Origin of the sequence: Micromonospora sp. NPDC057141 (genome assembly GCF_042670805.1) — a bacterium.
Lineage (GTDB): Bacteria > Actinomycetota > Actinomycetes > Mycobacteriales > Micromonosporaceae > Micromonospora.
Map to the genome: position 1 here is coordinate 39,682 of NZ_JBHUVA010000006.1, position 24,738 is coordinate 64,419.

Below are 24,738 nucleotides of genomic sequence, written 5' to 3' on the forward strand. Positions count from 1 at the left end.
GGGATGGTCCCGCCGGTCAGCGGGGGATGATCAGGGCCATCGCCTCGGCGCGGGACTTGGCGTCGTGCTGGAGCGTGCCGCGTACCGCCGAGGTGATGGTCTTCGCCCCGGACTTCTGGATGCCGCGCATGGCCATGCACATGTGTTCGCATTCGAGCACGACCACCACACCGCGTGGGGCGAGCCTGCCCATCAGCAGGTCGGCGATCTGCGAGGTGAGCCGCTCCTGCACCTGGGGGCGGCGGGCGAAGACCTCGACGAGCCGGGCCAGCTTGGACAGGCCGGTGATCCGGCCGTCCGGCCCGGGGATGTAGCCGATGTGCGCGCTGCCCCGGAACGGAAGCAGGTGGTGCTCGCAGAGGCTCATCACGTCGATGTCCCGGACGAGCACCAACTCCTCGTGGTTGGCCTCGAAGGTGGTGCTGAGCACCTGCGCCGGGTCTACCCGCAGGCCGGCGAAGAGCTCGGCGTACGCGCGGGCGACCCGGGCCGGGGTCCTCACGAGACCGTCACGGTCGGGGTCCTCCCCGACCGCGATGAGGATCTCGCGTACGGCTTTCTCGATGCGGGCCAGGTCGACGGAATCCTCGACCGGGCGACCGGTCAACTTGCCGTTTACCAGCCGCGCGGCGAGGTAGTCCAGCCCGTCGGTGTCGGGCTCGGTCGACGAGGCACTCGGGATCGGCGCCTCGTGACCGGCCGCCGCGTCGGTGCTCAGTGCGTACCGTCCGAGTTGTTGGAGCCCGGCAGGCCGCCGCCGACGGACGCGCCGTCGGCCTGAGCCTGCGCCTTGAGCGCCTCCTTCTCGGTCGGCGTGAGGACGGGGGGCTCGGTGGAGGGCTGGCGCTTGCCGAAGCCGTTGTACGGGGCCATCGGCGGGCGCTTCACCACCCGGGAGCAGATCCGGGCCATGTCGGCGGTGGAGAGGGTCTCCTTCTCGATCAGCTCCAGGACGATGTTGTCCAGGACGTCCCGGTATTCCACCAGGATCTCCCAGGCCTCGTCGTGGGCCAGTTCGATCAGCGCCCGCATCTCGTTGTCGATCTCGGCGGCCACCGCGTCGGAGTAGTCCCGCTCGTGGCCCATGTTGCGGCCGAGGAACGGCTCGTCGCCGCTGGTGCCGTACTTGATCGCACCGAGCTTGGAACTCATGCCGTACTGGGTGATCATCGCGCGGGCCAGCCCGGTGGCCTTCTCGATGTCGTTGCCGGCGCCGGTGGTCGGCTCGTGGAAGACCAGTTCCTCGGCGGCCCGGCCGCCCAGCGCGTACGCCAGGGTGTCGACCATCTCGGCGCGGGTCTGGGTGTACTTGTCTTCGGTCGGCAGGACCAGGGTGTGGCCCAGCGAACGGCCGCGCGACAGGATCGTCACCTTGTGCACCGGGGCGGCGTGCGGCAGCGCCCAGGCGACCAGCGCGTGCCCACCCTCGTGGTACGCGGTGATCTTCTTCTCCTGGTCGCTCATGACCCGGGTGCGACGCTGCGGGCCGGCGATCACCCGGTCGATCGACTCCTCCAGGGAGTCGTTGGTGATCGCCCGCTGGTCCTTGCGGGCGGTGAGCAGCGCGGCCTCGTTGATCACGTTGGCCAGGTCGGCGCCGCTGAAGCCCGGGGTGCGCCGGGCCACCGAGTCGAGGTCGACGTCGGGGGCGAACGGCTTGCCCTTGGCGTGCACCCGCAGGATGGCCTTGCGGCCCTCCATGTCGGGGGCGTCCACCGGGATCTGCCGGTCGAACCGGCCGGGGCGCAGCAACGCCGGGTCGAGGATGTCCGGCCGGTTGGTGGCGGCGATCAGGATGACCCCGCCCTTGGTGTCGAAGCCGTCCATCTCGACGAGGAGCTGGTTGAGGGTCTGCTCGCGTTCGTCGTGGCCGCCGCCCATGCCGGCGCCGCGGTGGCGGCCGACGGCGTCGATCTCGTCGACGAAGACGATCGCAGGGGCGTTCGACTTGGCCTGCTCGAACAGGTCGCGGACGCGGCTCGCGCCGACACCCACGAACATCTCGACGAAGTCGGATCCGGAGATCGAGTAGAACGGCACCCCCGCCTCGCCGGCGACGGCGCGGGCGAGCAGCGTCTTACCGGTGCCGGGCGGGCCGAAGAGCAGCACGCCCTTCGGGATCTTGGCGCCCAGGGCCTGGTATTTCGCCGGGTTCTGCAGGAAGTCCTTGATCTCGTGCAGCTCCTCGACGGCCTCCTCGGCGCCCGCGACGTCCGCGAAGGTCGTCTTCGGGGTGTCCTTGGTGATCATCTTCGCCTTGGACTTGCCGAAGTTGAGCACCCGGGAGCCGCCGCCCTGCATCTGCGACATGAAGAACAGCAGCAGGAGCACGAGCAGCGCGATGGGGAGCAGGTTGACCAGCAGGCTCACCCAGACGCTGTCGGACGACACCTTCGTGTCGGCCGGGCCGGTGATCCGGTTCGCCGCCTTGGCCGCGAGGACGTCGTTCCAGACCTCGTCGCCGACCTCGTACGGGAACTGGGCCTCGATCCGGTCGGTCGTGGTGTCGCCGAACTTGGTCCTGCTCTCCAGGTCAAGTTGGAGCGTCTGCTCCTTGTCCTGGAAGACCGCTTTTTTGATCTTGGCGGTGTGCAGCTGGTCGAGCGCAACGGAAGTGTCCACGCGGTGGTAGCTGGGACCAGCGGTGAACAGCTGACTGAGCACAACGGCGCCGAGGATGACCAGGATGATCCAGACCACCGGTCGGCGGAAGAAACGCGTACGTTCCATACTGTTGTCGAGCGCCGAGACGCCCGCATCCTCCTGATCGACGTCCTGACCGTCTGAATGGCTGTCGCCGCCGCGGCGGCGGCCGGAGCCGCCGTGCGGGCCGGCCTCGACCCCGGGACGCGTCACTGCCGCGTCACGGTCACTCGACGGTACACCGTGTGCGCGACATGTGGCCTTGCGAGGCCAGCAGTTACGCGTAAGGCGAACCGGGTTTCAGCCGGCGTGGCGTGATTTCCCCGCCCGGCCACCCGACCGCCCGGTCACGCGGGTCGAGGGGTCGGACGTGGAGGGTGCGTCCACGCCACCGGCCTCTACCGTAGTCCGATCGGCTGAGAGCGCGCTGAACGTCCGCTTGACGGGCCCCGCGCCCGTTGCCCGCCGGTCAGGCGCGGGCGTAGACCTCGGGCTTGAGCACGCCGACGTAGGGCAGCTCGCGGTAGCGCTCGCCGAAGTCGAGGCCGTAGCCGACGACGAACTCGGTCGGGATGTCGAACCCGACGTACTTCACCGGCACCGGGACCTTGATCGCCTCCGGCTTGCGGAACAGGGCGACGACCTCGACGCTGGCCGCCGACCGCGACTCCAGGTAGCGCAGCAGCCAGGACAGGGTGAGGCCGGAGTCGACGATGTCCTCCACGACCACCACGTGCCGGCCGGCGATGTCCCGGTCCAGGTCCTTGAGGATGCGCACCACCCCGGAGGAGGTGGTGCCCTGGCCGTACGAGGAGATCGCCATGAAGTCCAGCTCGATCGGGGGGCCACACCGGCCGAGCGCCCGGGCGAAGTCGGCCATGAACATGACCGCGCCCTTGAGCACGCAGACGAGCAGCAGCCCGTCGATGTCGGCGTGGTCCGCCGACACCTGCTTGGCCAGCTCTGCGGTCTTCTCGCGGATCTGCGCCTCGGAGATGATCACGTGGTCGATGTCGGCGTCGTACCAGGAGCCGTCAGCCATGACTCCTAGCCTGCCGTACGCCGGATGCCCCCCGTCGGCGGGGCCGCCCCTTTCGACGCGGTCCCGCCTGGCATTTCTCGCGCATACCGGTAGCAATCAGGTCAACAGGTGCGGAACTCCACCGGCGGCCGCCGTCGGTGGGCTTCCAGTCCGCCGAGTCCCGGGTGTCGGCGGTGAGGCCGGCCGCCGAAGCAGCGGCCAGGGAGAGCAGGAAGAGCAGGAGCAGCAGGGATTCCATGGCGGCGCTCGCTTTCACAGGTTTTGGGTTGCTTTCGCCGCCGGTGCGCACCGGACTTGCCCCAAGTCTGCGGGGCCCGAGGGACGCGGAAAAGTGGCAGGAACGCCACAGGACCTCGATTTCCTGCCACCGGCGCGGTTACCCTCGTCACATGCTCCGTTCAGTCGCCGTCGTCATGACCGACCGGGTGGCACCGTTCGAGTTGGGCGTGTTCGCCGAGGTGTTCGGCACCGACCGCACCGACGACGGGTTTCCCGGTTACCGGTTCCACGTCTGCACCGCCGACGGCGGGCCGGTGCGCACCTCCTCCGGCTTCCTCCTCACCCCGCACGCCGACCTCGCCCCGGCCGAGGACGCCGACCTCGTGGCGGTCCCCGGGCACAGCGACGGCGCGGTCGTGCCGCCCGAGGTGCTGGCGGCGCTGCGCCGGGCCCACGCGCGCGGCGCGTACGTGCTCAGCGCCTGTTCCGGCGCGTTCGTGCTCGGCGAGGCCGGGCTGCTCGACGACCGGGAGTGCACCACCCACTGGCGGTACGTCGACGAGTTGCAGCGCCGACACCCCCGGGCCCGGGTCCGCTGCGACTCGCTCTACGTGGCCGACGGCCGCCTGCTCACCGGCGCCGGCACGGCGGCCTGCATCGACGCCTGCCTGCACCTGGTACGCCACGAACACGGCTCGGCCACCGCCACCCGGCTCGCCCGCCGGATGGTCGTCCCGCCGCACCGCGACGGCGGCCAGTCGCAGTACGTCGAGGCCCCCATCCCGAAGGCCCCCGAGGCCCCCACCCTGGAGCCGGTCCTGGAGTGGCTGATGGGTCACCTGGACCGGCCGGCCACCGTCGACGAGCTCGCCGTCCGGGCCGGGATGACGCCGCGCACCTTCGCCCGCCGGTTCCGCGCCGAGACCGGCACCACCCCGCACGACTGGTTGACCAACCAGCGGGTGCTGCTGGCCCGGAGGCTGCTGGAGGAGACCGGGATGAGCGTGGAGAGCGTGGCCGGCCGGTCCGGCTTCGGCGACGCCGCGGCGCTGCGGCACCACTTCATCCGGCGGGTCGGCACCACCCCGCACGCCTACCGCACCACCTTCCGCGACCGCGCCACCGCCTCCTGATCCGGCCCCGCGGGGCGAAGGCGGTCCGGCCCCGCGGGGCGCGAAGGCGGTCCGGCCCCACCGGCGAAGTCGATCAGTCGGCCGGGCCGGCCCCGGTCAGCCGGCCCGCGCGGCGGGCCACCCGCAGGCCGCCGGGCAGGTGGACCGCGCCCTGGCCGTGCCAGTCGGTGACCAGGGCGTCGAGCGCCGCCACGTGCCGGTGGGACAGCGCGGCAGGCGACGCGCCCAGCTCCCGGGCCCAGGCGTGCAGCACCCGGGTCCGCAGGGCCGGCACGAGCCCGGCCAGCGCCGCCACCGCCAGCCCGCCACCGGGGGCCCGCACGCCGGCCGGATCGTCACCGGCGGACGAGGTGGCGGGCAGGGCGGCGGCGGACATCTCGTCGAGGGCGGCCGCGTCGGCGGCCACCAGGCGGGCCGTCCGGGCCAGGTTGTCCACCACCCCGGGGCCGAGGGCGCGGACCAGCGCGGGCAGCGCGTCGGCCCGGACCCGGGCCCGGGCGTACGACGGGTCGGCGTTGTGCGGGTCCTCCCACGGGGTGAGGCCGAGCGCGGCGCACGCCTTGCGGGTCTCCTCCCGGCTCACGTCGAGCAGGGGCCGCAGCAGCGGCACCCCGGACAGGTCCCGCCGGGGCGGCATCCCGGCCAGCCCGCGCGGGCCGGCGCCCCGGGCCAGCGCCAGCAGCACCGTCTCGGCCTGGTCGTCGCGGGTGTGCCCGGTGAGCAGCGCCGCCGCGCCGTGCCGCCGGGCCGCCTCGGCGAGCGCCTGGTAGCGCGCCTCGCGGGCCGCCGCCTCGGGGCCACCGGGGCGGCCGGCGACGTCGACGCGTGCTGCTTCGGCCGGCGCGAATCCGGCCCCGGCGGCCCAGGCCGCCACGTCGGCGGCCCGCCGGTCGGAGCCGGCCTGGAGTGCGTGGTCGACGGTGACGAGCCCGACCGGGCGACCCAGCCGGGGCGCGACGAACGCGGCGGCGGCGGCCAGGGCCAGCGAGTCGGCCCCGCCCGAGCAGGCGACCAGCACCGGCCCGGCCCCGGGCAGCCCGGTCAGCGCCCGGCGGACCGCGAGCCGGACGGCGGCGACCGCCGGGGCGAGCGCGGGCATCGGCGTACGGTCAGCCGGCGGTCGGGGTGGTGGCGGCCGGCCCGTGCACCCGGGCGACCCACGCGTCGGGGTCGCCCAGCTCGTCGAGCCGGGGCAGGGTCAGCGGGGAGCCGAAGATCTTGTTGAAGCCGTCCATGCCGACGCGCTCGACGACGCCGTGGACGAACTTGCGGCCCTCGGCGTACTGCCGCATCTTGACGTCGACGCCGAGCAGCCGGCGGATCGCCTTCTCCAGCGGGTTGCCCGTCTCCCGGCGCCGGTTGAACGCGGCCCGGATCGCCTCGACGCTGGGGATGACCTGCGGGCCGACGCCGTCCATGACGAACTCGGCGTGCCCCTCCAGCAGGGTCATCAGGGCGGTGAGCCGGTCGAGCACGGCCCGCTGGGCGGGGGTCTGCACGATGTCCAGCACGCTGGCCCGGCTTTCCGGGTCCCTCACCGCGTCGGAGAGGGTGGCGACGCCCCGGCGCAGCCGCTCCAGCAGGTGCTCGCCGCCCTGCGAGGCGTCCACGAACGCCTGCACCTCGCCGAGGAAGTAGGCCCGCATCCAGGGCACGGCGGTGAACTGGGTGCGGTGGGTGACCTCGTGCAGGCAGACCCAGAGCCGGAAGTCGCGCGGGTCGGCGCCGAGCTTCCGCTCCACCTCGACGATGTTCGGCGCGACGAGCAGCAACTGGCCGGGGTCGCCGGAGAAGACCTCGTACTGGCCGAGGACCCGGCCGGAGAGGTAGGCCAGCACGGTGCCGGCCTGCACGCCGGTGAGCCGGGAGCCGACCGCCTCGGTGAGCGGACCCGGCCGCTTGTCGCCGGAGAGCCGGCTGACCAGCGGGGTGATCACCTCCCGCAGCCCGGCGATGTTGGTGGCGGCCCAGTCCCGGCGGTCCACCACCCGCACGGGCGGGTGGACCACCTGGGACCGCAGCCCCGTGTAGTCGGCCACGTGCCCGGCCGCCTCGTCGGTCAGCCGCCGCAGCTCGGAGACCACCTCGGTGGCCTCGGCGTACGACACCCGGGGCCCCGACTTGCCCAACGCCCCCGCCGTCGCGGTGGCCAGATCCCAGTCCACGAACTGCGCCATGCACCCACCGTACCTGCGCCGGGACACCCCCACCTTTCGGCGATCGAAGGACATACCACCGCGAACCGATCAGCGGCAGCCGCAGCGGGCCAGGGCGGACGTGACGCGGTCGAGGGCGCGGCGGGTGTCGTCGAGGCTGCCCGCCGGGGCCCGGTCGGCGAGTACGGCGAAGGTGAGCAGCCGACCGTCGGCGGTGGTGACCAGCCCGGCGATGGCGTGCACCCCGGTCAGCGTGCCGGTCTTGGCCCGGACCACGCCGGCGCCGTCGGTCGTCCCGTCCGACCGATACCGCCCGTCCAGGGTGCCCGACCAGCCGGCCACCGGCAGGCCGCCGAAGATGATCCCGAGCCCCGGGTGGGTGCCGTCACCGGCGAGGGCGAGCAGGTCGGTCAGCAGGGAGGGGCTGATCCGGTTCCGCCGGGACAGCCCGCTGGCGTCGGAGAGGGTGATCTCGTCGGCGGGCAGGCCCAGCTCGCCGAGGACGATGTCCATCGCCGCCGCCCCGCCGGTGAAGGAGGCCGGCTGGTCCCGGGCCAGCGCCACCTGCCGGGAGAGCGCCTCGGCGATCACGTTGTCACTGTCGGTGATCATCATGTCGACCAGCCGGATCATCGGCGGCGACTCGACCTTGCCCAGCTCTGTGCCGGGGGCCGGGGTCACGCCGGTCGAGGCGCCACCGGTGGCGGGCGCGGCGCCCCGCTCGACCCCGGCGGCGGCGCCGGAGAGCCCCAGCAGCCGGGCGAAGGCGCGGCCGGCCGCGAGATCGGGTTGGGGGCTCCGCTGCGCCCAGCCGTGGCTCGCGTCGAAGTTCTTCTTCGCCACCACCGGGTCCACCCGCGCGCCGTCGGTCATCAACGCGCTGATCGCCGCGCCGAACCCGCCGGTCGGAATGTCGGAGTCCCAGCCGGGCCCGTAGACCGGGCCGGGGAAGAGCGAGGAGTCGACGGTGACCCGGGTCGGCGCGGTGCCGCCGAGGGCCTGCCTGACCTGCTCGGCCAGGTCGTCGAGGCGGGCCGCACCGGGATAGAAGCCGTCGCCGTCGACCGCGAGGGTCGGGTCGCCGCCGCCGACGAGCACCACCTCGCCCGGGGCCGCGCCGGCCACCACCCGGGTCGGGATGCGGTGGTCGGGGCCACGGGCCTGCAACACGGTCACCGCGGTCGCCAGCTTGGTCACCGAGGCGGGCACGGTGCCGTCGTCGCCGCCCCGCGAGTAGAGCGACCGGCCGGTCGTCACGTCGGCCACCGAGACGTTCACCCGGTCGCCCAGCTCGGCGGCGCCCAGCAGCGGCTCGATCGCGGCCTTCACCCCGTCGGCGGTGGGCTCCGGGGCGTTGGCGTCCGGGCCGGAAAGGACAGGGGTCGGGTCCGGCTCCACGACCTCGGCGTCCGCCTGCGGCGTGGCCCCGCCGTCACCGAGCCAGCCGGCGACCGGGCCGGGCCGGACCACCGCCAGGCCGGCGCCGACCAGGGCGAGCAGCAGCACCACGGCGAGCACGGCCAGCGGACCGCGGCGTCGGCGGGCGGGCGACGGGTCGTACCCCGGCGGGGGGCCGGCCGGCGGGTCACCGGGACCGCCGGTCGCGGGCGGGACCGGCGCGGCGGCCGGCTCCGCACCCACGGGGAAGGGCGGCGCGGCGGAAGCGGCAGGGGTCGCGACGAGTTCCGGGGAGCGGTCGGCGTCCGGGGGCCGCCACACCGGCTCGCCGGACGCGACGATCGGGGCCGTGGCCTCCGGATCGAAGTCGTTTACGGCCGGTTCCTGGGCACGCGGCACGTGCGCCCCGGGCACCGGCACCCGCCCGGTCGCGCTCCCGGACCCCGGGTGCGGCTTCTTCCGCCCGTCAACCCCCTGCGGGCGGTAGTGTGAATCTTCCCTCCCCACGACCCCCTCCTCCCCGTGCGGAAAACAGCTTGGGTGACACTACTTCGGTCCGAACACTATGCGGCGGCCGGAGCGGTCGGGTGGGCATTCACCTGCCCGGGAGCGGCGCCACTGGTTCCGTTGGCCAGCGTGGGCAAACGAGGGAGCGTGGGAGATGGATTTCGACGTCACGGTTGAGATCCCCAAGGGTCACCGCAACAAATACGAGGTGGACCACGCGACCGGCCGGATCAGGCTGGACCGCACCCTCTTCACGTCCACGCAGTACCCGGCGGACTACGGGTTCATCGAGGGCACCCTGGGCGAGGACGGCGACCCGCTGGACGCGCTGGTGCTGGTCCCCGAGCCGACTTTCCCGGGCTGCCTGATCCGCTGCCGCACCATCGGCATGTTCCGGATGACCGACGAGAAGGGCGGCGACGACAAGGTCCTCTGCGTGCCCTTCGAGGACCCGCGCCAGGAGCACCTGCGCGACATCCACCACCTGGGCGAGTTCGACCGGCTGGAGATCCAGCACTTCTTCGAGGTGTACAAGGACCTGGAGCCCGGCAAGTCGGTCGAGGGCGCGACCTGGGTCGGCCGCGTCGAGGCGGAGGCCGAGATCCACGCGTCGTACCGGCGGGCCAAGGCGGCCGAGGAGCGCGGCGAGACCATCCACTGACCCACCCCCGTCGACGGGCCCGGTGGCCGCTCAGCCGAGCAGCCCCCGGGCCCGCTCGTACAGGTCGAGCACCGCGCAGGCCACCGGCACCACGGAGACCACCAACGCCGTGTCGACCAGGTCGGCCGCCCGACCCAGGTACGGGGAGGCGGGTCGGCGCGCGTACGTGGTGCCGGCCGCCACGGCGAGCAGCGCCACGGCCAGCCCGCCGACGGCCAGCACCAGCCGCCCCGCCGGCCCGGAGCCCACGGCGAGCACCCCGCCGAGCAGGGCGGCCCCGGCCAGCCCGGCGACGACCGGCGGCACCCGGTGGCGGACCGCCACGAACAGCCGCGAGCGCAGCAGCAGCACGGCGCAGACCACGGCGACCAGCAGCCGCCCGGCCACCCCGCCCGCCATCGTGAGCACCACGGCCGCCCCGGCCACCAGCACGGCGTGCCCGAGCAGCATCCCGGTGAGCATCTCCTCGGTGCGGGCCACCGCGGCGTGCACCCGGGCCCGGTCCGGCAGGTCCCGGGCGGCGTCCCCGCCGGCGCCGCCGTCGCCGGGCAGGGTGATCGGCGGCAGCGGCATCTTGCCCAGCCGGATGGCCAGCAGGGGCAGCGCGCCGAGCGCGAAGACCAGGCCGCAGAGCAGCACCGCCGCGGCACCCCCGGCCGGCAGGGCCAGCCCGCCGAGGGCGGCGGGCGCACCCGCCGCGCCGACGGTCGCGCCGGCCACGAAGACCCGCACCCGGCTGGCCACCCCGAGCAGGCCGAGCACCGCCACCAGCAGCAGCGCCACCGCGCCGGCCAGCAGCTCGGGGGCGCCGAGCCAGGGCAGCGGCGCGACCGGGCCGACCGCGTCGCCGGAGCTGACCGCGAGGGCGCCGGCGGCGAACGCGTACGGCAGGGCGTAGCCACCGAGGGTCGCGCCGGTGGCCCCGTCCCCGTACGCGCGGGAGGCGACCGCCCCGGCGAGGGTGAGCAGCAGCGCCACCGCGACCGCGACGGGCCAGCCGGCCCCGGGCCCGGGGCCGGCGGCGAGGACGGCGAGCAGCCCCACGCCGAGCGGCACGGCCGCGCCGGCCAGGGCGGCGGAACGGGTTGCGGCCGGCGACCAGGCGGCACCCCGGCGGCGGGCCCCGTCGACGATCGCCTCGACCACGTCGTCGTACTCCAGCTCGGGCCACTGCGCGCGGGCCGGCACCAGGTGCAGCACCTCGCCGTCGCGGACCCCCTGGGGCAGCAGGGCCTGGGCGGTGGCCAGCACCGCGCCGTCGGTGCGGCGCAGCACCCAGCCGCCGTGCCGTTCGCCGTCGTCGGCCAGCCCCTCGCCGGCGTGCCGGAGCACCTCGGGCAGCAGCTCGGCCAGGGGAACCTGCTCGGGCAGGGCGACGTCGACCCGGCGCTGGGGGGCGCTGATCGTCACCCGGGCCAACCCGATCGTCATCGACGCATCTCCATATCGAGGGGGGCGGTGGCTGCGCGGACGACAGGACTTTACCTACCATGAGCCAGGCTCGGGTTACCGAGCGCTGTGGGGAGGTCGAGTGTCCACCGTCGTCATCAAGCGACCACCCCGGCGGCCGGCGCCGGAGATCCCGGTCGGCGAGCTGCCCGTCGAGGCCCCACCGGAGATCCCCGCCGTCACCGGGGGGCGCTGGCAGCAGGCGCTGATGGTGCTGCCCATGCTGGGCGGGTCGGTCGCGATGGCGATGATGTTCGGCCGGGGTGGCGGGGCGTACTCGTACGTGGTCGGCGGGATGTTCGGGCTCTCCTCACTGGCCATGCTGGTCACCTCGTGGGGCAGCGCCTCCGGCACGCCGAAGAAGTCGGAGATGATGGCCGCCCGCCGGGAGTACCTGCGACACCTGGGCACGCTGCGCCGCCGGGTCCGGCAGACCGCCGGGCGGCAGCGCGCCGGGCTGCACTACCGCCACCCCGACCCGGACCGGCTCTGGTCCACCGTCGACAGCCACCGGGTCTGGGAGCGCCGCCCGATCGACCCGGACTTCGCCGTGGTCCGGGTGGGCGTCGGCCCGCAGACCCTGGCCACCCCGCTGGTGCCGCCGGTCACCCGCCCGCTGGAAGAGCTGGAGCCGATGACCGCCGGCGCGCTGCGGCGGTTCCTCGACGCGTACGCGGTGGTGCCCGACCTGCCGGTGGCCCTGTCGCTGCGCAGCTTCGCCCGGGTCTTCGTGCGCGGCGAGGCACCCCGGGAGAGCACGGAGGCGGGCATCCGCCCCGGCACCGGCTCGCCCGACGCGCAGGCGCTGGCCCGGGCGCTGCTCACCCAGCTCGCGGTCTTCCACGCCCCCGACGAGCTGCTGGTCGCCGTCTGCGCCGGCCCCGAGCGGCGGGCGTTGTGGGAGTGGGTGAAGTGGCTGCCGCACGCCCACCACCCCACCCGCACCGACGCCGTCGGCCCGGTCCGCCTGGTCACCAGCTCCGCCGTCGAGCTGGAACGGCTCCTCGACGAGGTGCTGGCCAGCCGGTCCCGGTTCAGCCCGTCCGGCCCGGCCACCGACGGGCCGCACGTCGTGGTGGTGCTCGACGGCGGCGACCTCACCGGCGCCACCGACCTCGTCGGCGACGGCGGCATCGACGCGGTCACCGTCGTCGACCTGGACACCCCGCCGCCCCGGCTGCTCGACCGGTACGCCCTCCTGCTGGACCTGCGGGGCGGCCGGCTGCACTCGCACTCCGCCGAGGGACACGCCGAGGTGGGCACCGCCGACCGGCTGGCGCCCGCCGACGCCGAGGCGGTCGCCCGCCGGCTCGCCCCGCTGCGGCTCGCCACCGCCGTACGCGGGCCGGACGCCCCGGTCAACGCCGAGCTGGGCCTGCCCGAGCTGCTCGGCATCGGCGACCCGGAGAGCTTCACCGCCGAGCAGGGCTGGGCGCCCCGGTCGGCGCGGGACCGGCTGCGGGTGCCGATCGGGGTGGGCACCGACGGCGGCGCGATCGAGCTGGACCTCAAGGAGTCCGCCCAGGACGGGATGGGCCCGCACGGGCTGCTCATCGGGGCCACCGGCTCCGGCAAGTCCGAGCTGCTGCGCACCCTGGTCCTCGGGCTGGCCGCCACGCACAGCTCCGAGCAGCTCAACTTCGTCCTGGTCGACTTCAAGGGCGGGGCCACCTTCGCCTCCTTCGACCGGCTCCCGCACACCGCCGCGGTGATCACCAACCTGGCCGACGCGCTGCCGCTGGTCGACCGGATGGTCGACGCGATCAACGGGGAGCTGATGCGCCGCCAGGAGTTGCTGCGCCGGGCCGGCAACTACGCCAGCCTGCGCGACTACGAGCGCGCCCGAGCGGCCGGCACGCCGCTGGCCCCGCTGCCGTCGCTGCTGCTGATCTGCGACGAGTTCTCCGAGCTGCTGTCGGCCAAGCCCGACTTCATCGACCTGTTCGTGCAGATCGGCCGGCTCGGCCGGTCGCTGGGCGTGCACCTGCTGCTGGCCAGCCAGCGGCTGGAGGAGGGACGGCTGCGCGGGCTGGACACCCACCTGTCGTACCGGATCGGGTTGCGGACCTTCTCGGCCCTGGAGTCCCGGACGGTGCTCGGGGTGCCGGACGCCCACGAGCTGCCCCGCTCGCCGGGGCACGGTTACCTGCGCTTCGGCACCGAGCCGCTGATGCGCTTCAGGGCCGCGTACGTCTCGGGGCCGCTGCGGCGCCGGGGCGGCCCGGCCGGCTCCGGCGGGGCCGGCGCGCCCCGCCTGCTGGCGTTCACCACCCACGTGGTGCCGGTGCCGGAGCCGCCCACCCCGGCGCTGACGGCGACCGCCGAGGACGAGGCCGGCCGGGACAGCCTGCTCGACGTGCTGGTGGGGCGGCTGGCCGGGCAGGGCCCGCCCGCGCACCAGGTGTGGCTGCCGCCGCTGGACGCCGCGCCCACCCTCGACGAGTTGCTCGGCCCGGTCGGCGTCGACCCGGCGCGCGGGCTGACCTTCGCCAACCCGGAGCTGCACGGCGCGCTCCAGGTGCCGGTGGCCGTGATCGACAAGCCGTTCGAGCAGCGGCGGGACCTGCTCTGGCTCGCCCTCGGCGGGTCGGCGGGGCACGTCGGCGTGGTCGGTGGCCCGCAGAGCGGCAAGTCGGGCCTGCTGCGCACCCTGGTGTGCGCGCTGGCGTTGACCCACACGCCCGTCGAGGCGCAGGTCTACTGCCTGGACTTCGGCGGCGGCGGGCTCGCCGCGCTGCGCGACCTGCCGCACGTGGGCGGGGTGTCCGGCCGGACCGACCAGACCGCCGTGCGGCGCACCGTCGGGGAACTGGTCACCGTGCTGGTCGACCGGGAGCGCCGCTTCGCCGAACTGGGGGTGGAGTCGATGGCCGCGTACCGGAAGCGGCGGGCCGCGCTCGCCGCCGCCGGGCAGCCCGCCACCGACCCGTTCGGCGACGTGTTCCTGGTGGTGGACGGCTGGAGCACCCTGCGCAACGAGTACGACGACCTGGAGCCGCTGGTCACCGAGCTGGCCACCCGGGGCCTGTCGTACGGGGTGCACGTGGTGGCCAGCGCGATCCGCTGGACGGACTACCGCCCGGCGATCCGGGACCTGTTCGGTTCCCGCCTGGAGCTGCGCCTCGGCGACCCGTCGGACTCGCTTCTGGTCCGCCGCGCGGCGGCGGCGACCGTGCCCGACAAGACGCCCGGCCGGGGCATGACCGGCGAGAACCTGCACTTCCTCACCGCCCTGCCCCGGCTGGCCGAACCCGGCGGCGACACGGCAACCATGGTCAAGGCGGTCGCCGGGGCATGGGACGGCCCGGTGGCGCCCCCGGTCCGGCTGCTCCCGCCGGTGCTGCCGTACGCGGAGCTGGACCTGACCGCGACGGCCGGGCTGGCCCTGCCGGTCGGGATCGCCGAGGCGGACCTGCACCCGGTGGCGCTCGACTTCGCCACCGAGCCACACCTGCTGGTCTTCGGCGACGCCGAGTGCGGCAAGTCGTCGTTCCTGCGGGCCCTCGCGGCGACCATCGTCAGCCGGTTCACCCCGGAGCAGGCGCGGGTGATCCTGGTCGACTACCGGCGCAGCCTGCTCGGCGCGATCGAGACCGAGCACCGGATCGGCTACGGTACGGCCGCCGCCCGCACCACCGAGCTGGTCGAGTCCGCCGCCGGCTACATGCAGCTGCGGCTGCCCGGCCCGGACGTCACCCCGGCGCAGCTGCGCCAGCGGTCGTGGTGGTCGGGGCCGGAGCTGTTCGTGCTGGTCGACGACTACGACCTGGTGGCCAGCGGGCCGGTCAACCCGCTGCGCGCCCTGGAGGAATACCTCCCCCAGGCCCGGGACATCGGCCTGCACCTGGTGCTGGCCCGCCGGGCCGGTGGCGCCGGCCGGGGGTACGACCAGTTCCTCCAGCGGCTCAAGGAGCTGTCGGCCCCGGGGCTGGTGATGGCGGGTAGCCCCGACGAGGGGCCGATCGTCGGTCAGGTCCGGCCCGGCCCGCTCCCGCCGGGGCGGGCCCGGCTGGTGACCCGGCGCGAGGGCGTACGCCTGGTGCAGCTGGCCCATCTCCCCTCGCCGTAGGGGTTTCGCGCCCGACGACCCGGTGATCCGGCCCCGGAATGGCGCGTGACGGGGGTGGGAACCGGTAATCTCCGAGCAGCATGTGTCCGCCGCGATGAATGGCTGGGAATGTGACTGGGGTTCGGCACGGCAGGCCCGCGACGACGCGACGGTTCACCGGCCGCGCGCTGGTCGGCGCCGCCGCGCTCGCGGTGTCGCTCGTCGGCCCGGTCCCACCGTCGGCCCTCGCCGCGCCGGCCCCCACCGTGCAGCGCGGGTTCGCCCCGCTCGCCGCGCCGGTGTCCGGGTTCGCCCCGCTCGCCGCGCCGGTGTCGGTGGGCGTGTCCCGGCGGGTGTCCCCGGTCGACACGCCGGCCCGGGCCGACCAGGTCCGCGACGAGCAGTGGCAGCTCGACGAGCTGCGGGCGTCGACGGCCTGGCGCACCTCGACGGGGCGCGGGGTCGTCGTCGCCGTGATCGACTCCGGGGTGGACGGTTCCCACCCGGACCTGGCCGGCCAGGTGCTGCCGGGCATCGACCTGGTCGACGACGGCGGCACCGACGGCCCGGACCCGGTCGGGCACGGCACGACGGTGGCGGGCCTGATCGCCGGCCGCAACGACGACCGGCGGGGCGCCGTCGGGCTCGCCCCGGACGCGAGGATCCTCCCGGTGCGGGTCCTCGACGACGAGAACCGCTACGACGACGCGCTGATCGTCGCCAAGGGGGTCCGGTGGGCCGTCGACAACGGTGCCCGGGTGATCAACCTGTCGCTCGGTGGCAGCGGTGACAGCCCGGCCCTGGCGGCGGCGTTGGACTACGCGTTCGCCCGCGACGTGGTGGTGGTCGCCTGCACCGGCAACGTCGCCTCCTCCGCCGACACCAAGGTCTGGTATCCGGCGCGGGAGCCGGGCGTGATCGCCGTGGCCGGCCTGGAGCGCGCCAGCGACAACCTGTGGTCCGGGTCGATCACCGGCCGCCCGACGATCCTCACCGCCCCGGCGACCGGGCTGGTCGGGGCCCGGCCCGACAGCGGGTACTGGCGGGTGCAGGGCACCAGCTTCGCGTCGCCGCTCGTGGCCGCGGCCGCCGCGCTGATCCGGGCCCGCTGGCCGCAGATGTCCGCCGGCGAGGTGGTCAACCGCCTGATCAGCACCGCCCGGGACATCGGGCCCACCGGCCGCGACGACCGCTTCGGGTACGGCCTGGTCGACCCGGTCGCCGCGCTCACCGCCGACGTGGCCCCGGTGGGGCGCAACCCGCTCGACGACCAGTCCTCCCCTGGCGTGGTGGGTTTCGGCCCGGCGCCCGGCGCCGCGCAGGAGCCCCCGGTCGCGGGCGCCGGCGCGGACCCGCTCGGCTTCACCGCGCCCCGCCAGCACACCCGCTGGACGGCGCAGCCGGCTGGCGGCCGCGACGACGCCGACCCGAAGCGGCTCTGGGCCGGCGTGGCGCTCCTCGCGGCCCTGGTCACCGGGGTCGCGCTGATGGTCCGCCGCCTGCGCCAGCGCAGCCGTTGACCCCTCCCCGGCTGCGGCTGGCTCTCGCCGCCACCGCCGGCTTCCTGGTCCTGGTGCCGTTCACCCTGCTCGCCCTGCTGGTGCTGGGCTCCTGGCCGCCGCTGCACCGGCTGGACACCTCGGTCGCGCACGCCCTGCACGGCTACGCCGTCGACCACCCGGGCTGGGTGGGGTTCATGACCGTCTGGACCAACGCCTTCGATCCCGGGCCACTGCGGGTCGCCGTACTCGCCGTGGTGGTCTGGTTGTCCACCCGGCGCGCGACGCGGCTGGCCTGGTGGGCGGTCACCACGATGGCGGTGGGCGGCCTGCTCGGCGCGCTGCTCAAGCTGCTGGTCGGCCGGGACCGGCCCGACCTGCTCGACCCGGTAGCGCGGGCCACCGGATACTCGTTCCCCTCCGGGCACGCGCTGAACGCGACCCTCGCCGCCGGGGTGCTGCTGCTGGTCTTCCTCCCGTACGCCAAGCAGCACCCGGCCCGCCGGTGGGCGATCTGGGCCGCCGCCGCCGTGTTGACGGTGCTGACCGGGGTGAGCCGGCTGGCGCTCGGCGTGCACTACACCAGCGACGTGGTCGGCGGCTGGCTGCTGGGCACGGCGACGGTGGCCGCCACCACCGCTGCCTTCCGCACCTGGCACGCCCGGACCGGCCCGCCGTCCTGAGCCGGGCGGCGGGTCGGCGTCAGGTGCACTCGCCGGTGCCGACCGCGCGGGTCCGCTCGGCGCCGGCCAGGGCCACCGGGCGGGCCTCGGCCGCCGTCACCGCGAAGCCCGTGTTCGGGTCGTCCGCCGCCGCCGCGAAGATCACCCCGAGCACCAGGCCGTTCGAGGAGAGCAGCGGCCCGCCCGAGTTGCCGCTGCGCACCAGCGCCCGGATCGTGTAGATCTCCCGGGTCACGTCGCCCGAGGAGTAGATGTCCGGGCCGGTGATCCGGTCGACGTCCCGGATCCGCGCCGACTGGGCGTTGTACGGGCCGTCGAGCGGGAAGCCCAGCACGATCGCGTCCGCCCCGCTGCCCGCGTTGCCGGCGGCGAACCGCAGGGACGGGCCGGGCAGCCCCGGCACCCGCAGCACGGCCAGGTCCCGGTCGGGGTCGTAGACGACGACCTCCCCGTCGTACCGGTCGCCGTTGAGCTCGACCGCCACCGACCGGGTGCCGGCCACCACGTGCGCGTTGGTCATCACCCGGTCGTCGGCGTACACGAAGCCGGAGCCCTCGATGCGGCGCGCGCAGCTCGGCGCGGAGCCCAACACCTTGACCACCGAGCGCCGGCCGTCGGCCACCACCTTGGAGCCGGCGAGCGCCGGGTCGGGCGGCTCGACCTGCCGGGCCCGGGTGGGCGCGAGGTCGCCGAAGACGTCCGGGAAGCCGTTGGTGTCGACGGTGTCGCGCAACGCGGTGGACAGCTCCTGCGCCTGGTCGGGCAGGACCCGGTCGACGACGGTGAGCAGCGCGCTGTTGCGTACCGAGGAGGCCAGCCATGGCAGCGAGGACGAGCCCAGCGGCACGGCCACCAGCCAGGCGACCAGCAGGACGGCGAAGAGCGAGACGACTGCCCCGCCGATGTCGTCGGCCCGCTTGGCGATGTCGCTGGTGATGGTCTGGCGCAGGTGGGAACCGAGCCAGCCGGCCAGCGCCTGCCCCACCACGGCCAGCCCGAAGACGGCGACGAGGGAGATCAGCACCCGGGTGCCGCTGTCGGTGAACTGGCGGGCCAGCAGCGGGCCGACCTGGAGGCCGATGAGCGCGCCCAGGAAGAACCCGGAGAACGACAGCACCCCGATGACGAAGCCCTGACGGTATCCGCTGATCGCGAACACGAGCATGAGCAGGAGCAGAACGAGATCCACGGCGGACACGCCCCAAGGGTACGGGCACCGGGCCCGCCGGGTGCCCGCCGCTCGCGGAACGTGACGGTCCGGTCAACGTCCAGCCGTCTCGCCGGCGGTCAGGGCAGCGGCCCGGCCATCTCGTCGGCGGCGTCGGTGCCGGCGGAGGGTGCCGGCGCGGCCCCGGCCGGCGGCAGGTCGACGACCCGGTCGCCCGGCCAGGGGCGGGCCCACCCGCCCATCTCCAGCAGGGCGGCGAGCACCCCGGCCGTGAAGCCCCAGACCAGCATGCCGCGCGCCGAGAAGGCCGGGCCGATCCAGCCGCTCGGGTGGCGTACCCGCATCCGGTTCTCCGGGGCGACCAGCTCGGCGACCGGCAGCCGGGCGACGTGCGCGACCTCGGCCGGCTCCCGGGGGTGCACCGGGTGCGGCCGGTGCCACCAGCCGAGCACGGGGGTCACCACGAAGTCGCTGACCGGGATCCACAGCCTCGGCAGCTCGGCGAGGACGGTGACACTGGCCGGGTCGAGGTCGACCTCCTCGTTGGCCTCGCGCAGGGCGGTGGCTGCGGAGTCGGCGTCGCCCGGGTCGGCCGCCCCGCCGGGGAACGCCGGCTGCCCGGCGTGGTTGCGCAGGGTCGCGGCGCGTTGCAGGATCAGCACGTCCGGGCCCGCCCCGGGCTCCTCACCGAGGAGCACGAGCACGGCGCTCTCCCGCCCGCCACTGGCCGGGGTGGTGATCCGGGTGAAGTCCTCGGCCCGCGCGGAGCCGAGCCGGGACAGCAGGGGCTGCATCCAGGGTGGCGGCGTACGGCTCACGCCGGCACCACCACGCCGAGGTGCTCGCGGACGAGGGCGGCGAGGCGGGCGTCGTCCAGCGCGCCGGAGGTGTCGACGTGCCGGATGCGGCCGTCCGCGCCGACGAGCACGGTCAGCGGTACGGCGTTGCGGTTGAGCGCCCGGCGCAGGCTCTCGCCCTGGTCGAACAGAACAGGGAAGCGCACGCCGAAGTCCTCGCCGATGGACTGGGCGGCGTCCCGGCTGTCGCGGGTGTTCACCCCGATCACCTGGAGCTTGCCGTCGGCGCGCTCGCTGAGCCGCTGGAACGCGGGCAGTTCCTTGCGGCAGGGCGGGCACCAGGACGCCCACAGGTTGATCACCGCAGGGCCTCGGACGTCCCGCAGGGCGACGGGGTCGCCGCCGGTGAAGCAGGGCAGGGCCAGCTCGGGCAGCTCCGGCCCGCCGGACCCGGCGGGGGTGGGTGCGGCCGAGGCGGGCGGCACGGTCAGGGCCGCGCAGGCGGCGAACGGCGACGGTCGGGTGTTCCGCCGCGGCTCGGCCGACTGCTGCTCCTCGGCCGGGACCGCCGTGCAGGCGGCGGCGAGCAGGACGAGCGGCAGGAGCACAGCGGTGAGGCGGCGCTTCACGGCGCCTCCGCGACGTCCGCCTGCTGCGGCACCAGCTCCGGGTCGACGCCCGCCGCGACGGCCAGGTCCCGCGCCCGGGGGCCCTTGAGCAGCTTCGCGGCCGGCGCCGGCTCGGTCGGCCCCGTCCCGTACGACGGGCAGAGCTTCACCAGCGTGCAGGCGCCGCACGCGGGCTTCTTGGCGTGGCAGACCCGCCGGCCGTGGAAGATGATCCGATGCGACAGCATCGTCCAGTCGCGCTTCGGGAACATCGCGCCGATCGCGTGCTCGATCTTCACCGGGTCGGTCTCGGCGGTCAGCCGCCAGCGGTGCACCAACCGCTGGAAGTGTGTGTCGACGGTGATGCCGGGGACGTCGAAGGCGTTGCCGAGGATGACGTTGGCGGTCTTGCGGCCCATCCCGGGCAGCGTCACCAGGTCGTTCAGCTTCCCGGGGACCTGGCCGTCGTAGCGTTCGACGAGGGCCTGGCCCAGCCGGATCAGCGAGTTGGTCTTGTTGCGGTAGAAGCCGGTGGGCCGGATCAGCTCCTCCAGCTCGGCCCGGTCGGCACCGGCGTAGTCGGCGGCCGTCGGATAGCGGGCGAACAGCTTCGGGGTGACCTCGTTGACCTTCTTGTCCGTGCACTGGGCGGACAGGATCGTGGCGACGGCCAGCTCCAGCGGGTTGGTGTGGTCCAGCTCGCAGTGGGCGTCGGGGTGCGTCTGGGTCAGCACCCGGTGGATCTTCCGGGCGCGGCGCGTGCGGCCGAGGTCGGTCTCGGCGGCTCCGGGTGAGGTCTCGGCGGCTGCGGGGGCACTGGTGGTCACGACGGAAAGCCTACGTCGGCCCGGTGACAGCCCGGTGAGCCCACGCGGCCCGGCCGGGCTCACCCCTCGGTGATCCGGCCCTCGTCGTCGAAGCGGGCGCCGCTCTTCGGGAAGTCCAGCCGGGTGAGCTCCCGGAGCAGGCCGAGGCCCCGGTCGTCCGGGTCCATGGTCGGCTTGCCGATCGAGTTCATGTACGTCGAGGTGAACGACCCGCCGGCGAAGCTGCCGTCCGGCTTCAGCGACACCTTCAGCACGCCGCCCCAGCCGAGCCGGCCGTTGTTGCTCAGCGAGTTGCCGCCGCCGGCGAAGTTGCCGAGGCTGTAGGCGATCAGCCGGCCCTGGTAGAACTCCATGCCGCGCAGCACGTGCGGGCCGTGGCCGACGATCAGGTCCGCCCCTGCATCGATCATGGCGTGGGAGAACTTGACCGGGTCGCCCCGGTTCTCGCCGAGGAACATCTCGGTGCCGGGGCGCACCCGGGTCTTGTCCGAGCCCTCGCCGCCCATGTGCACCTGCACGACGACGAGGTCGGCCATGGTGGCCGCCTTCTCCACCACCTCGCGGGCGGCGTCGATGTCGACCAGGCTGTTGGACCAGACGTACGACGAGAAGCCGGCGACGGCGATCTTGACGCCCTCGACCTCGACCACGGTGATCTGGTCGGGCGCCCCGGTGTGCGCCAGGTCGTACTTCTCCAGCGCGGCCTGGGTGTTGCGGTAGCCCTTGGGGCCGTAGTCGTAGCCGTGGTTGTTGGCCTGGTTGAGCAGCTCGAACCCGCCGTCGCGCAGGTGCGCGGCATACTCGGGCGGGGCGCGGAACTGGAAGCACCGGGTCGAGTTGGCCCCGCACTTGCCGGTGCCGGTGTCGACGGTGAGCGGCTCCTCCAGGTTGCCCATCACCAAGTCGGCGGCGAGTGCCCCCTTGACGGAGTCGAAGAAACCCTTCCCGCCGTTCGGCGGGAGCCGGTTCGGCGCGTTGCCCATGATGATGTCGCCGGTGGCGGAGAGCGACACGCTCTCGACCCTGCTCCCGGGGGTCGCGCCGGAGGGGGTCGGGGAGGCGGTGCCGGTCGCCCCGACCCGGGTGCCGGGCTGCCAGGTGGGGGCCTCGGCCGCCTCGGAGCAGCCGGCGGCGAGCAGCGTGCCGAGCAGCACGCCGAGGGCGAGGGTGGGGCGGCGACGCGGACGGGCTGCGCCGGTGCGGCGACGGGGGCCGGGGCGGGTGGAAGCGGACATCGACCGCGAGGCTACCGGGTGGAACAGGCGGTGACGATGGCCGATCGGGCGAAAATCAGGCCGTGCGCCGTTCGGACCAGGGGACCACGGTCCCGGCCCCGCCGGCGAGCACGGCGGCGTGCACCGCCCGGGCCAGCGGCGCACCCCAGGCGGAGCGGGGCCCGCCATAGGCGGACGGCTCGCCGTCGGCCGGGCAGAGCACGGCGACGGCATCGGTGGGGGTGCCGGTGGCGGCCAACCCCAGTGCCCGGATCGCCTGCGCCTTCGCCTCGGTCGCCGTGGCCACCGCGTTGACCAGGGCCGCGTCGCCGAGTCGGGCGGGCACCTCGACCACGATGTTGACCGTGCCGACCCGGTGGGCGGGCACGGCGCACCCGGCCGGGGCGGGCGCCGGAACGGCGGGGTCGGGCGCGGCGGCCTGCACGGGGGTGCCCAGCCCGACGGTCGCCCAGACCCGCACCCCGGCGTCGGTCCGGACGATCACCTCGGCGACGTCGACGCCGGTCAGCAAACCGACGCCGGGCCCGTCCAGGCCAAGTTGGTCGGCCAGTTCGGCCAGGTGGGCGGCCGGGTCGTCCCGGTGGTACGACATGGGCACGGTCGCGTTGACAACCCAGTGCCGTACGCCGATCCCGCCGCCGAGCGGCGCGGAGCTGACGGCCAGCAGCGGCCGGTCGGCCCGCCAGACGAGCAGCGGGACGTCCCACCCGTCCTCGTGGCGAGTGGTCAGGGTCGGCTCGGTCAGCACGCCGCCGACCCTACGTCCCGGGCACGCCGAGGCGGGCCGGGGGCCGCCGAACCGGCGGATCATAGTGGTTGATCAGGTCGGGCACGTTACGTCCAACGATCAAGATTCCAGGGGTGCGCCTCTGATTACCGCTCACGTGCGCCTAGACTGGCCTCGCGCGAGGGGATCAGCGGACGGCGGACCCGGCCGGGAAGACGGCACGCGCAGGCGGAGGTGCGCGATGGACGAGGTACTGGCCCGCAGCGGGATCTTCCAGGGAGTCGACCCGGAGGCTGCCGAGGCGCTCGCCAAGGAGATGGAGACGATCGAGGTCCGCAAGGGCGAGGTCGTGTTCAACGAGGGCGAGCCCGGCGACAGTCTCTACATCCTGCTGTCCGGCAAGATCAAGGTCGGTCGCCGGGCGGCGGACGGCCGACAGAACCTGATCGCCGTGATGGGCCCGTCGGACATGGTCGGCGAGCTGTCGCTGTTCGACCCCGGCCCCCGGACTGCGACGGCCACCGCGGTGACCGACACCCGCCTGGTGCGCCTGCGCAAGCAGGCCCTGCGGCCGTGGCTGAACAACCGGCCCGAGATCGCCGAGCAGCTGCTGCGGGTGCTCGCCCGCCGGCTGCGCCGGACGAACGACTCGCTGGCCGACCTGATCTTCACCGACGTGCCGGGGCGGGTCGCGAAGAACCTGCTCCAGATGGCCGGCCGGTTCGGCACCCGCGACGGCGGCGTGCTGCGGGTGACCCACGACCTGACCCAGGAGGAGATCGCCCAGCTCGTCGGCGCCTCCCGGGAGACCGTCAACAAGGCGCTCGCCGACTTCGCCTCGCGCGGCTGGCTGCGGCTGGACGGCAAGAGCATCATCATCCTGGACCCGGAGCGCCTGGCCCGCCGCGCCCGCGTCTGACCTTCCCCGCGCCCGCCCTGGCGGGCGCGCTGTTTCCCGGGAACGCGTGCACACCAGTTGGGCCCTACGGAGCTGCCCCGTTCACGCGCCCGCCCTGATTGCTCCGTTCGTGGTTGCTCCGTTCGTGGTTGCCCCGTTCGTGGTTGCCCCGTTCGTGGTTGCCCCGTTCGTGGTTGCCCCGTTCATGGGGGCAGCTCCATAGGGCGGGGCAGGACCCGATGGGCCAGGCAGGGCAGCGAAAGTCGAGCACAACCAGCGAACACGACACAACCAGCGAACACGACACGGCCGGTTGACAGGGCATAACCGGTGGACAGGGCGTCACCCCTGGCAGGCGGATCCGCGCTCGGCCGTCGACCGGCATATAAAAAGTCAGGCTTGACTGTTTGTTTCGGTGGCGGCACGCTGACCGGGTGACCGCCGCATCGACCCGCGTCCCTCAGCAGGAGCGCAGCCGCGCCACCCGGGCCCGGCTGCTGGAGGCGACCGTCGAGTGCCTGGTCGAGCACGGCTGGTCCGGCACGACCACCACCGTGGTGGCGGCCCGGGCCGGGGTGTCCCGGGGTGCCCAGCTGCACCACTACCCCACCAAGGCCGCCCTGGTCACCGCCGCCGTCGCGCACCTGGCCGAGCGCCGGGCCGACGAGCTGCGCACCGAGGCCGAGGCGCTGCCCGCCGGGCCACAGCGGCTCGACCGGGTGATCGACCTGCTCGGCGCGGCGTTCACCGGCCCGCTCTTCGTCGCCGCCCTCGAACTCTGGGTCGCCGCACGCACCGACGCCGAGCTACGCGCCGCCCTGGTCCCCCTGGAACGGCAGGTGGGCCGGGAGATGCACCGGCTGACCGTGGCACTGCTCGGCGTCGACGAGCGCCGCCCCGGCGTCCGGGAGTCCGTGCAGGCCACCCTCGACCTGCTGCGCGGGCTCGGGGTGGCCAACCTGCTCAGCGACGACTCGGCCCGCCGCGCTGCCCTGCTCACCACCTGGAAACGCCAGCTCGCCACCCTGCTCACCCCCTGA

Annotated in this window: 20 protein-coding genes; 7 read left to right on the top strand and 13 right to left on the bottom strand. The window is 74.6% G+C overall.

The features are described 5' to 3' along the window. Positions 1-16: 16 nt before the first annotated feature. From folE to hpt, 3 genes are all read right to left on the bottom strand, one after another. Positions 17-682 (bottom strand): GTP cyclohydrolase I FolE, encoded by a 666-nt coding sequence (folE, locus tag ACFT41_RS06420; protein ID WP_377584072.1) that lies wholly within the window; start codon positions 680-682, stop codon positions 17-19. Positions 683-714: 32 nt separating this feature from the next. Further along, on the bottom strand, positions 715-2,730 hold the full coding sequence (gene ftsH / locus ACFT41_RS06425) for an ATP-dependent zinc metalloprotease FtsH (protein WP_377584074.1): 2,016 nt from the start codon (positions 2,728-2,730) through the stop codon (positions 715-717). A gap of 382 nt (positions 2,731-3,112) precedes the next feature. Next, positions 3,113-3,685: a hypoxanthine phosphoribosyltransferase gene (gene hpt / locus ACFT41_RS06430; protein WP_377583956.1), complete on the bottom strand. Its 573-nt coding sequence runs from the start codon at positions 3,683-3,685 to the stop codon at positions 3,113-3,115. 389 nt (positions 3,686-4,074) lie between these two features. Here hpt and ACFT41_RS06435 point away from each other — a divergent pair, with 389 nt between their 5' ends. Then, on the top strand, positions 4,075-5,037 hold the full coding sequence (locus tag ACFT41_RS06435; RefSeq protein WP_377583959.1) for a GlxA family transcriptional regulator: 963 nt from the start codon (positions 4,075-4,077) through the stop codon (positions 5,035-5,037). A 73-nt stretch (positions 5,038-5,110) separates the two neighbouring features. On the opposite strand, the gene tilS is transcribed toward ACFT41_RS06435, so the two are convergent. From tilS to dacB, 3 genes are all read right to left on the bottom strand, one after another. Continuing rightward, complete coding sequence (gene tilS / locus ACFT41_RS06440; RefSeq protein WP_377583961.1) at positions 5,111-6,136, bottom strand: tRNA lysidine(34) synthetase TilS; 1,026 nt, start codon at positions 6,134-6,136, stop codon at positions 5,111-5,113. 10 nt (positions 6,137-6,146) lie between these two features. Continuing rightward, on the bottom strand, positions 6,147-7,214 hold the full coding sequence (locus ACFT41_RS06445; RefSeq protein ID WP_377583963.1) for a zinc-dependent metalloprotease: 1,068 nt from the start codon (positions 7,212-7,214) through the stop codon (positions 6,147-6,149). A gap of 69 nt (positions 7,215-7,283) precedes the next feature. Beyond that, on the bottom strand, positions 7,284-8,711 hold the full coding sequence (gene dacB / locus ACFT41_RS06450; RefSeq protein WP_377584076.1) for a D-alanyl-D-alanine carboxypeptidase/D-alanyl-D-alanine-endopeptidase: 1,428 nt from the start codon (positions 8,709-8,711) through the stop codon (positions 7,284-7,286). Positions 8,712-9,252: 541 nt separating this feature from the next. Here dacB and ACFT41_RS06455 point away from each other — a divergent pair. Then, positions 9,253-9,759 carry an inorganic diphosphatase gene (locus ACFT41_RS06455; protein WP_377583966.1) on the top strand — a complete coding sequence of 169 codons (507 nt, stop codon included), beginning with the start codon at positions 9,253-9,255 and terminating at the stop codon, positions 9,757-9,759. Positions 9,760-9,789: 30 nt separating this feature from the next. On the opposite strand, the gene eccD is transcribed toward ACFT41_RS06455, so the two are convergent. Further along, positions 9,790-11,190, bottom strand: a complete 1,401-nt coding sequence (gene eccD, locus ACFT41_RS06460; protein WP_377583969.1) for a type VII secretion integral membrane protein EccD — start codon at positions 11,188-11,190, stop codon at positions 9,790-9,792. A gap of 100 nt (positions 11,191-11,290) precedes the next feature. Here eccD and eccCa point away from each other — a divergent pair, with 100 nt between their 5' ends. The 3 genes from eccCa (at position 11,291) to ACFT41_RS06475 (ending at position 17,438) form a co-directional block, all read left to right on the top strand. Further along, the gene (gene eccCa / locus ACFT41_RS06465; protein ID WP_377583971.1) at positions 11,291-15,277 is read left to right on the top strand and encodes a type VII secretion protein EccCa; all 3,987 of its coding nucleotides are present in this window, start codon (positions 11,291-11,293) and stop codon (positions 15,275-15,277) included. Between the two features lie 98 nt (positions 15,278-15,375). Continuing rightward, complete coding sequence (gene mycP / locus ACFT41_RS06470; RefSeq protein WP_377583974.1) at positions 15,376-16,776, top strand: type VII secretion-associated serine protease mycosin; 1,401 nt, start codon at positions 15,376-15,378, stop codon at positions 16,774-16,776. Beyond that, positions 16,773-17,438: a phosphatase PAP2 family protein gene (locus tag ACFT41_RS06475; RefSeq protein WP_377583976.1), complete on the top strand. Its 666-nt coding sequence runs from the start codon at positions 16,773-16,775 to the stop codon at positions 17,436-17,438. Before mycP ends, ACFT41_RS06475 begins: the two co-directional genes overlap by 4 nt. Before the next feature lie 19 nt (positions 17,439-17,457). Here the strand turns inward: ACFT41_RS06475 and ACFT41_RS06480 are convergent, their stop codons facing one another. The 6 genes from ACFT41_RS06480 to ACFT41_RS06505 form a co-directional block, all read right to left on the bottom strand. Continuing rightward, positions 17,458-18,636, bottom strand: coding sequence for a MarP family serine protease (locus tag ACFT41_RS06480; protein WP_377583978.1), 1,179 nt, complete (start codon positions 18,634-18,636; stop codon positions 17,458-17,460). Between the two features lie 89 nt (positions 18,637-18,725). Continuing rightward, positions 18,726-19,424, bottom strand: coding sequence for an NUDIX hydrolase (locus ACFT41_RS06485; RefSeq protein ID WP_377583981.1), 699 nt, complete (start codon positions 19,422-19,424; stop codon positions 18,726-18,728). Beyond that, positions 19,421-20,032 (bottom strand): TlpA family protein disulfide reductase, encoded by a 612-nt coding sequence (locus ACFT41_RS06490; protein WP_377583984.1) that lies wholly within the window; start codon positions 20,030-20,032, stop codon positions 19,421-19,423. Before ACFT41_RS06490 ends, ACFT41_RS06485 begins: the two co-directional genes overlap by 4 nt. Further along, on the bottom strand, positions 20,029-20,868 hold the full coding sequence (gene nth, locus ACFT41_RS06495; protein WP_377584078.1) for an endonuclease III: 840 nt from the start codon (positions 20,866-20,868) through the stop codon (positions 20,029-20,031). Before nth ends, ACFT41_RS06490 begins: the two co-directional genes overlap by 4 nt. Before the next feature lie 29 nt (positions 20,869-20,897). Continuing rightward, positions 20,898-22,073 carry a CapA family protein gene (locus ACFT41_RS06500; protein ID WP_377583986.1) on the bottom strand — a complete coding sequence of 392 codons (1,176 nt, stop codon included), beginning with the start codon at positions 22,071-22,073 and terminating at the stop codon, positions 20,898-20,900. Between the two features lie 55 nt (positions 22,074-22,128). Further along, complete coding sequence (locus ACFT41_RS06505; RefSeq protein WP_377583989.1) at positions 22,129-22,821, bottom strand: adenosylcobinamide amidohydrolase; 693 nt, start codon at positions 22,819-22,821, stop codon at positions 22,129-22,131. Positions 22,822-23,041: 220 nt separating this feature from the next. Here ACFT41_RS06505 and ACFT41_RS06510 point away from each other — a divergent pair, with 220 nt between their 5' ends. Both ACFT41_RS06510 and ACFT41_RS06515 read left to right on the top strand, forming a co-directional pair. Further along, positions 23,042-23,719 carry a Crp/Fnr family transcriptional regulator gene (locus tag ACFT41_RS06510; RefSeq protein WP_007073398.1) on the top strand — a complete coding sequence of 226 codons (678 nt, stop codon included), beginning with the start codon at positions 23,042-23,044 and terminating at the stop codon, positions 23,717-23,719. A gap of 413 nt (positions 23,720-24,132) precedes the next feature. Beyond that, the gene (locus ACFT41_RS06515) at positions 24,133-24,738 is read left to right on the top strand and encodes a TetR/AcrR family transcriptional regulator (protein ID WP_377583992.1); all 606 of its coding nucleotides are present in this window, start codon (positions 24,133-24,135) and stop codon (positions 24,736-24,738) included.

Excerpts from the sequence above, each read along its gene's own strand:
- ftsH (WP_377584074.1), bottom strand. The coding sequence starts at position 2,730 with ATGGAACGTACGCGTTTCTTCCGCCGACCGGTGGTCTGGATCATCCTG.
- hpt (WP_377583956.1), bottom strand. The coding sequence starts at position 3,685 with ATGGCTGACGGCTCCTGGTACGACGCCGACATCGACCACGTGATCATC.
- ACFT41_RS06435 (WP_377583959.1), top strand. The coding sequence starts at position 4,075 with ATGCTCCGTTCAGTCGCCGTCGTCATGACCGACCGGGTGGCACCGTTC.
- tilS (WP_377583961.1), bottom strand. The coding sequence starts at position 6,136 with ATGCCCGCGCTCGCCCCGGCGGTCGCCGCCGTCCGGCTCGCGGTCCGC.
- ACFT41_RS06445 (WP_377583963.1), bottom strand. The coding sequence starts at position 7,214 with ATGGCGCAGTTCGTGGACTGGGATCTGGCCACCGCGACGGCGGGGGCG.
- ACFT41_RS06455 (WP_377583966.1), top strand. The coding sequence starts at position 9,253 with ATGGATTTCGACGTCACGGTTGAGATCCCCAAGGGTCACCGCAACAAA.
- eccD (WP_377583969.1), bottom strand. The coding sequence starts at position 11,190 with ATGACGATCGGGTTGGCCCGGGTGACGATCAGCGCCCCCCAGCGCCGG.
- mycP (WP_377583974.1), top strand. The coding sequence starts at position 15,376 with ATGGCTGGGAATGTGACTGGGGTTCGGCACGGCAGGCCCGCGACGACG.
- ACFT41_RS06500 (WP_377583986.1), bottom strand. The coding sequence starts at position 22,073 with ATGTCCGCTTCCACCCGCCCCGGCCCCCGTCGCCGCACCGGCGCAGCC.
- ACFT41_RS06510 (WP_007073398.1), top strand. The coding sequence starts at position 23,042 with ATGGACGAGGTACTGGCCCGCAGCGGGATCTTCCAGGGAGTCGACCCG.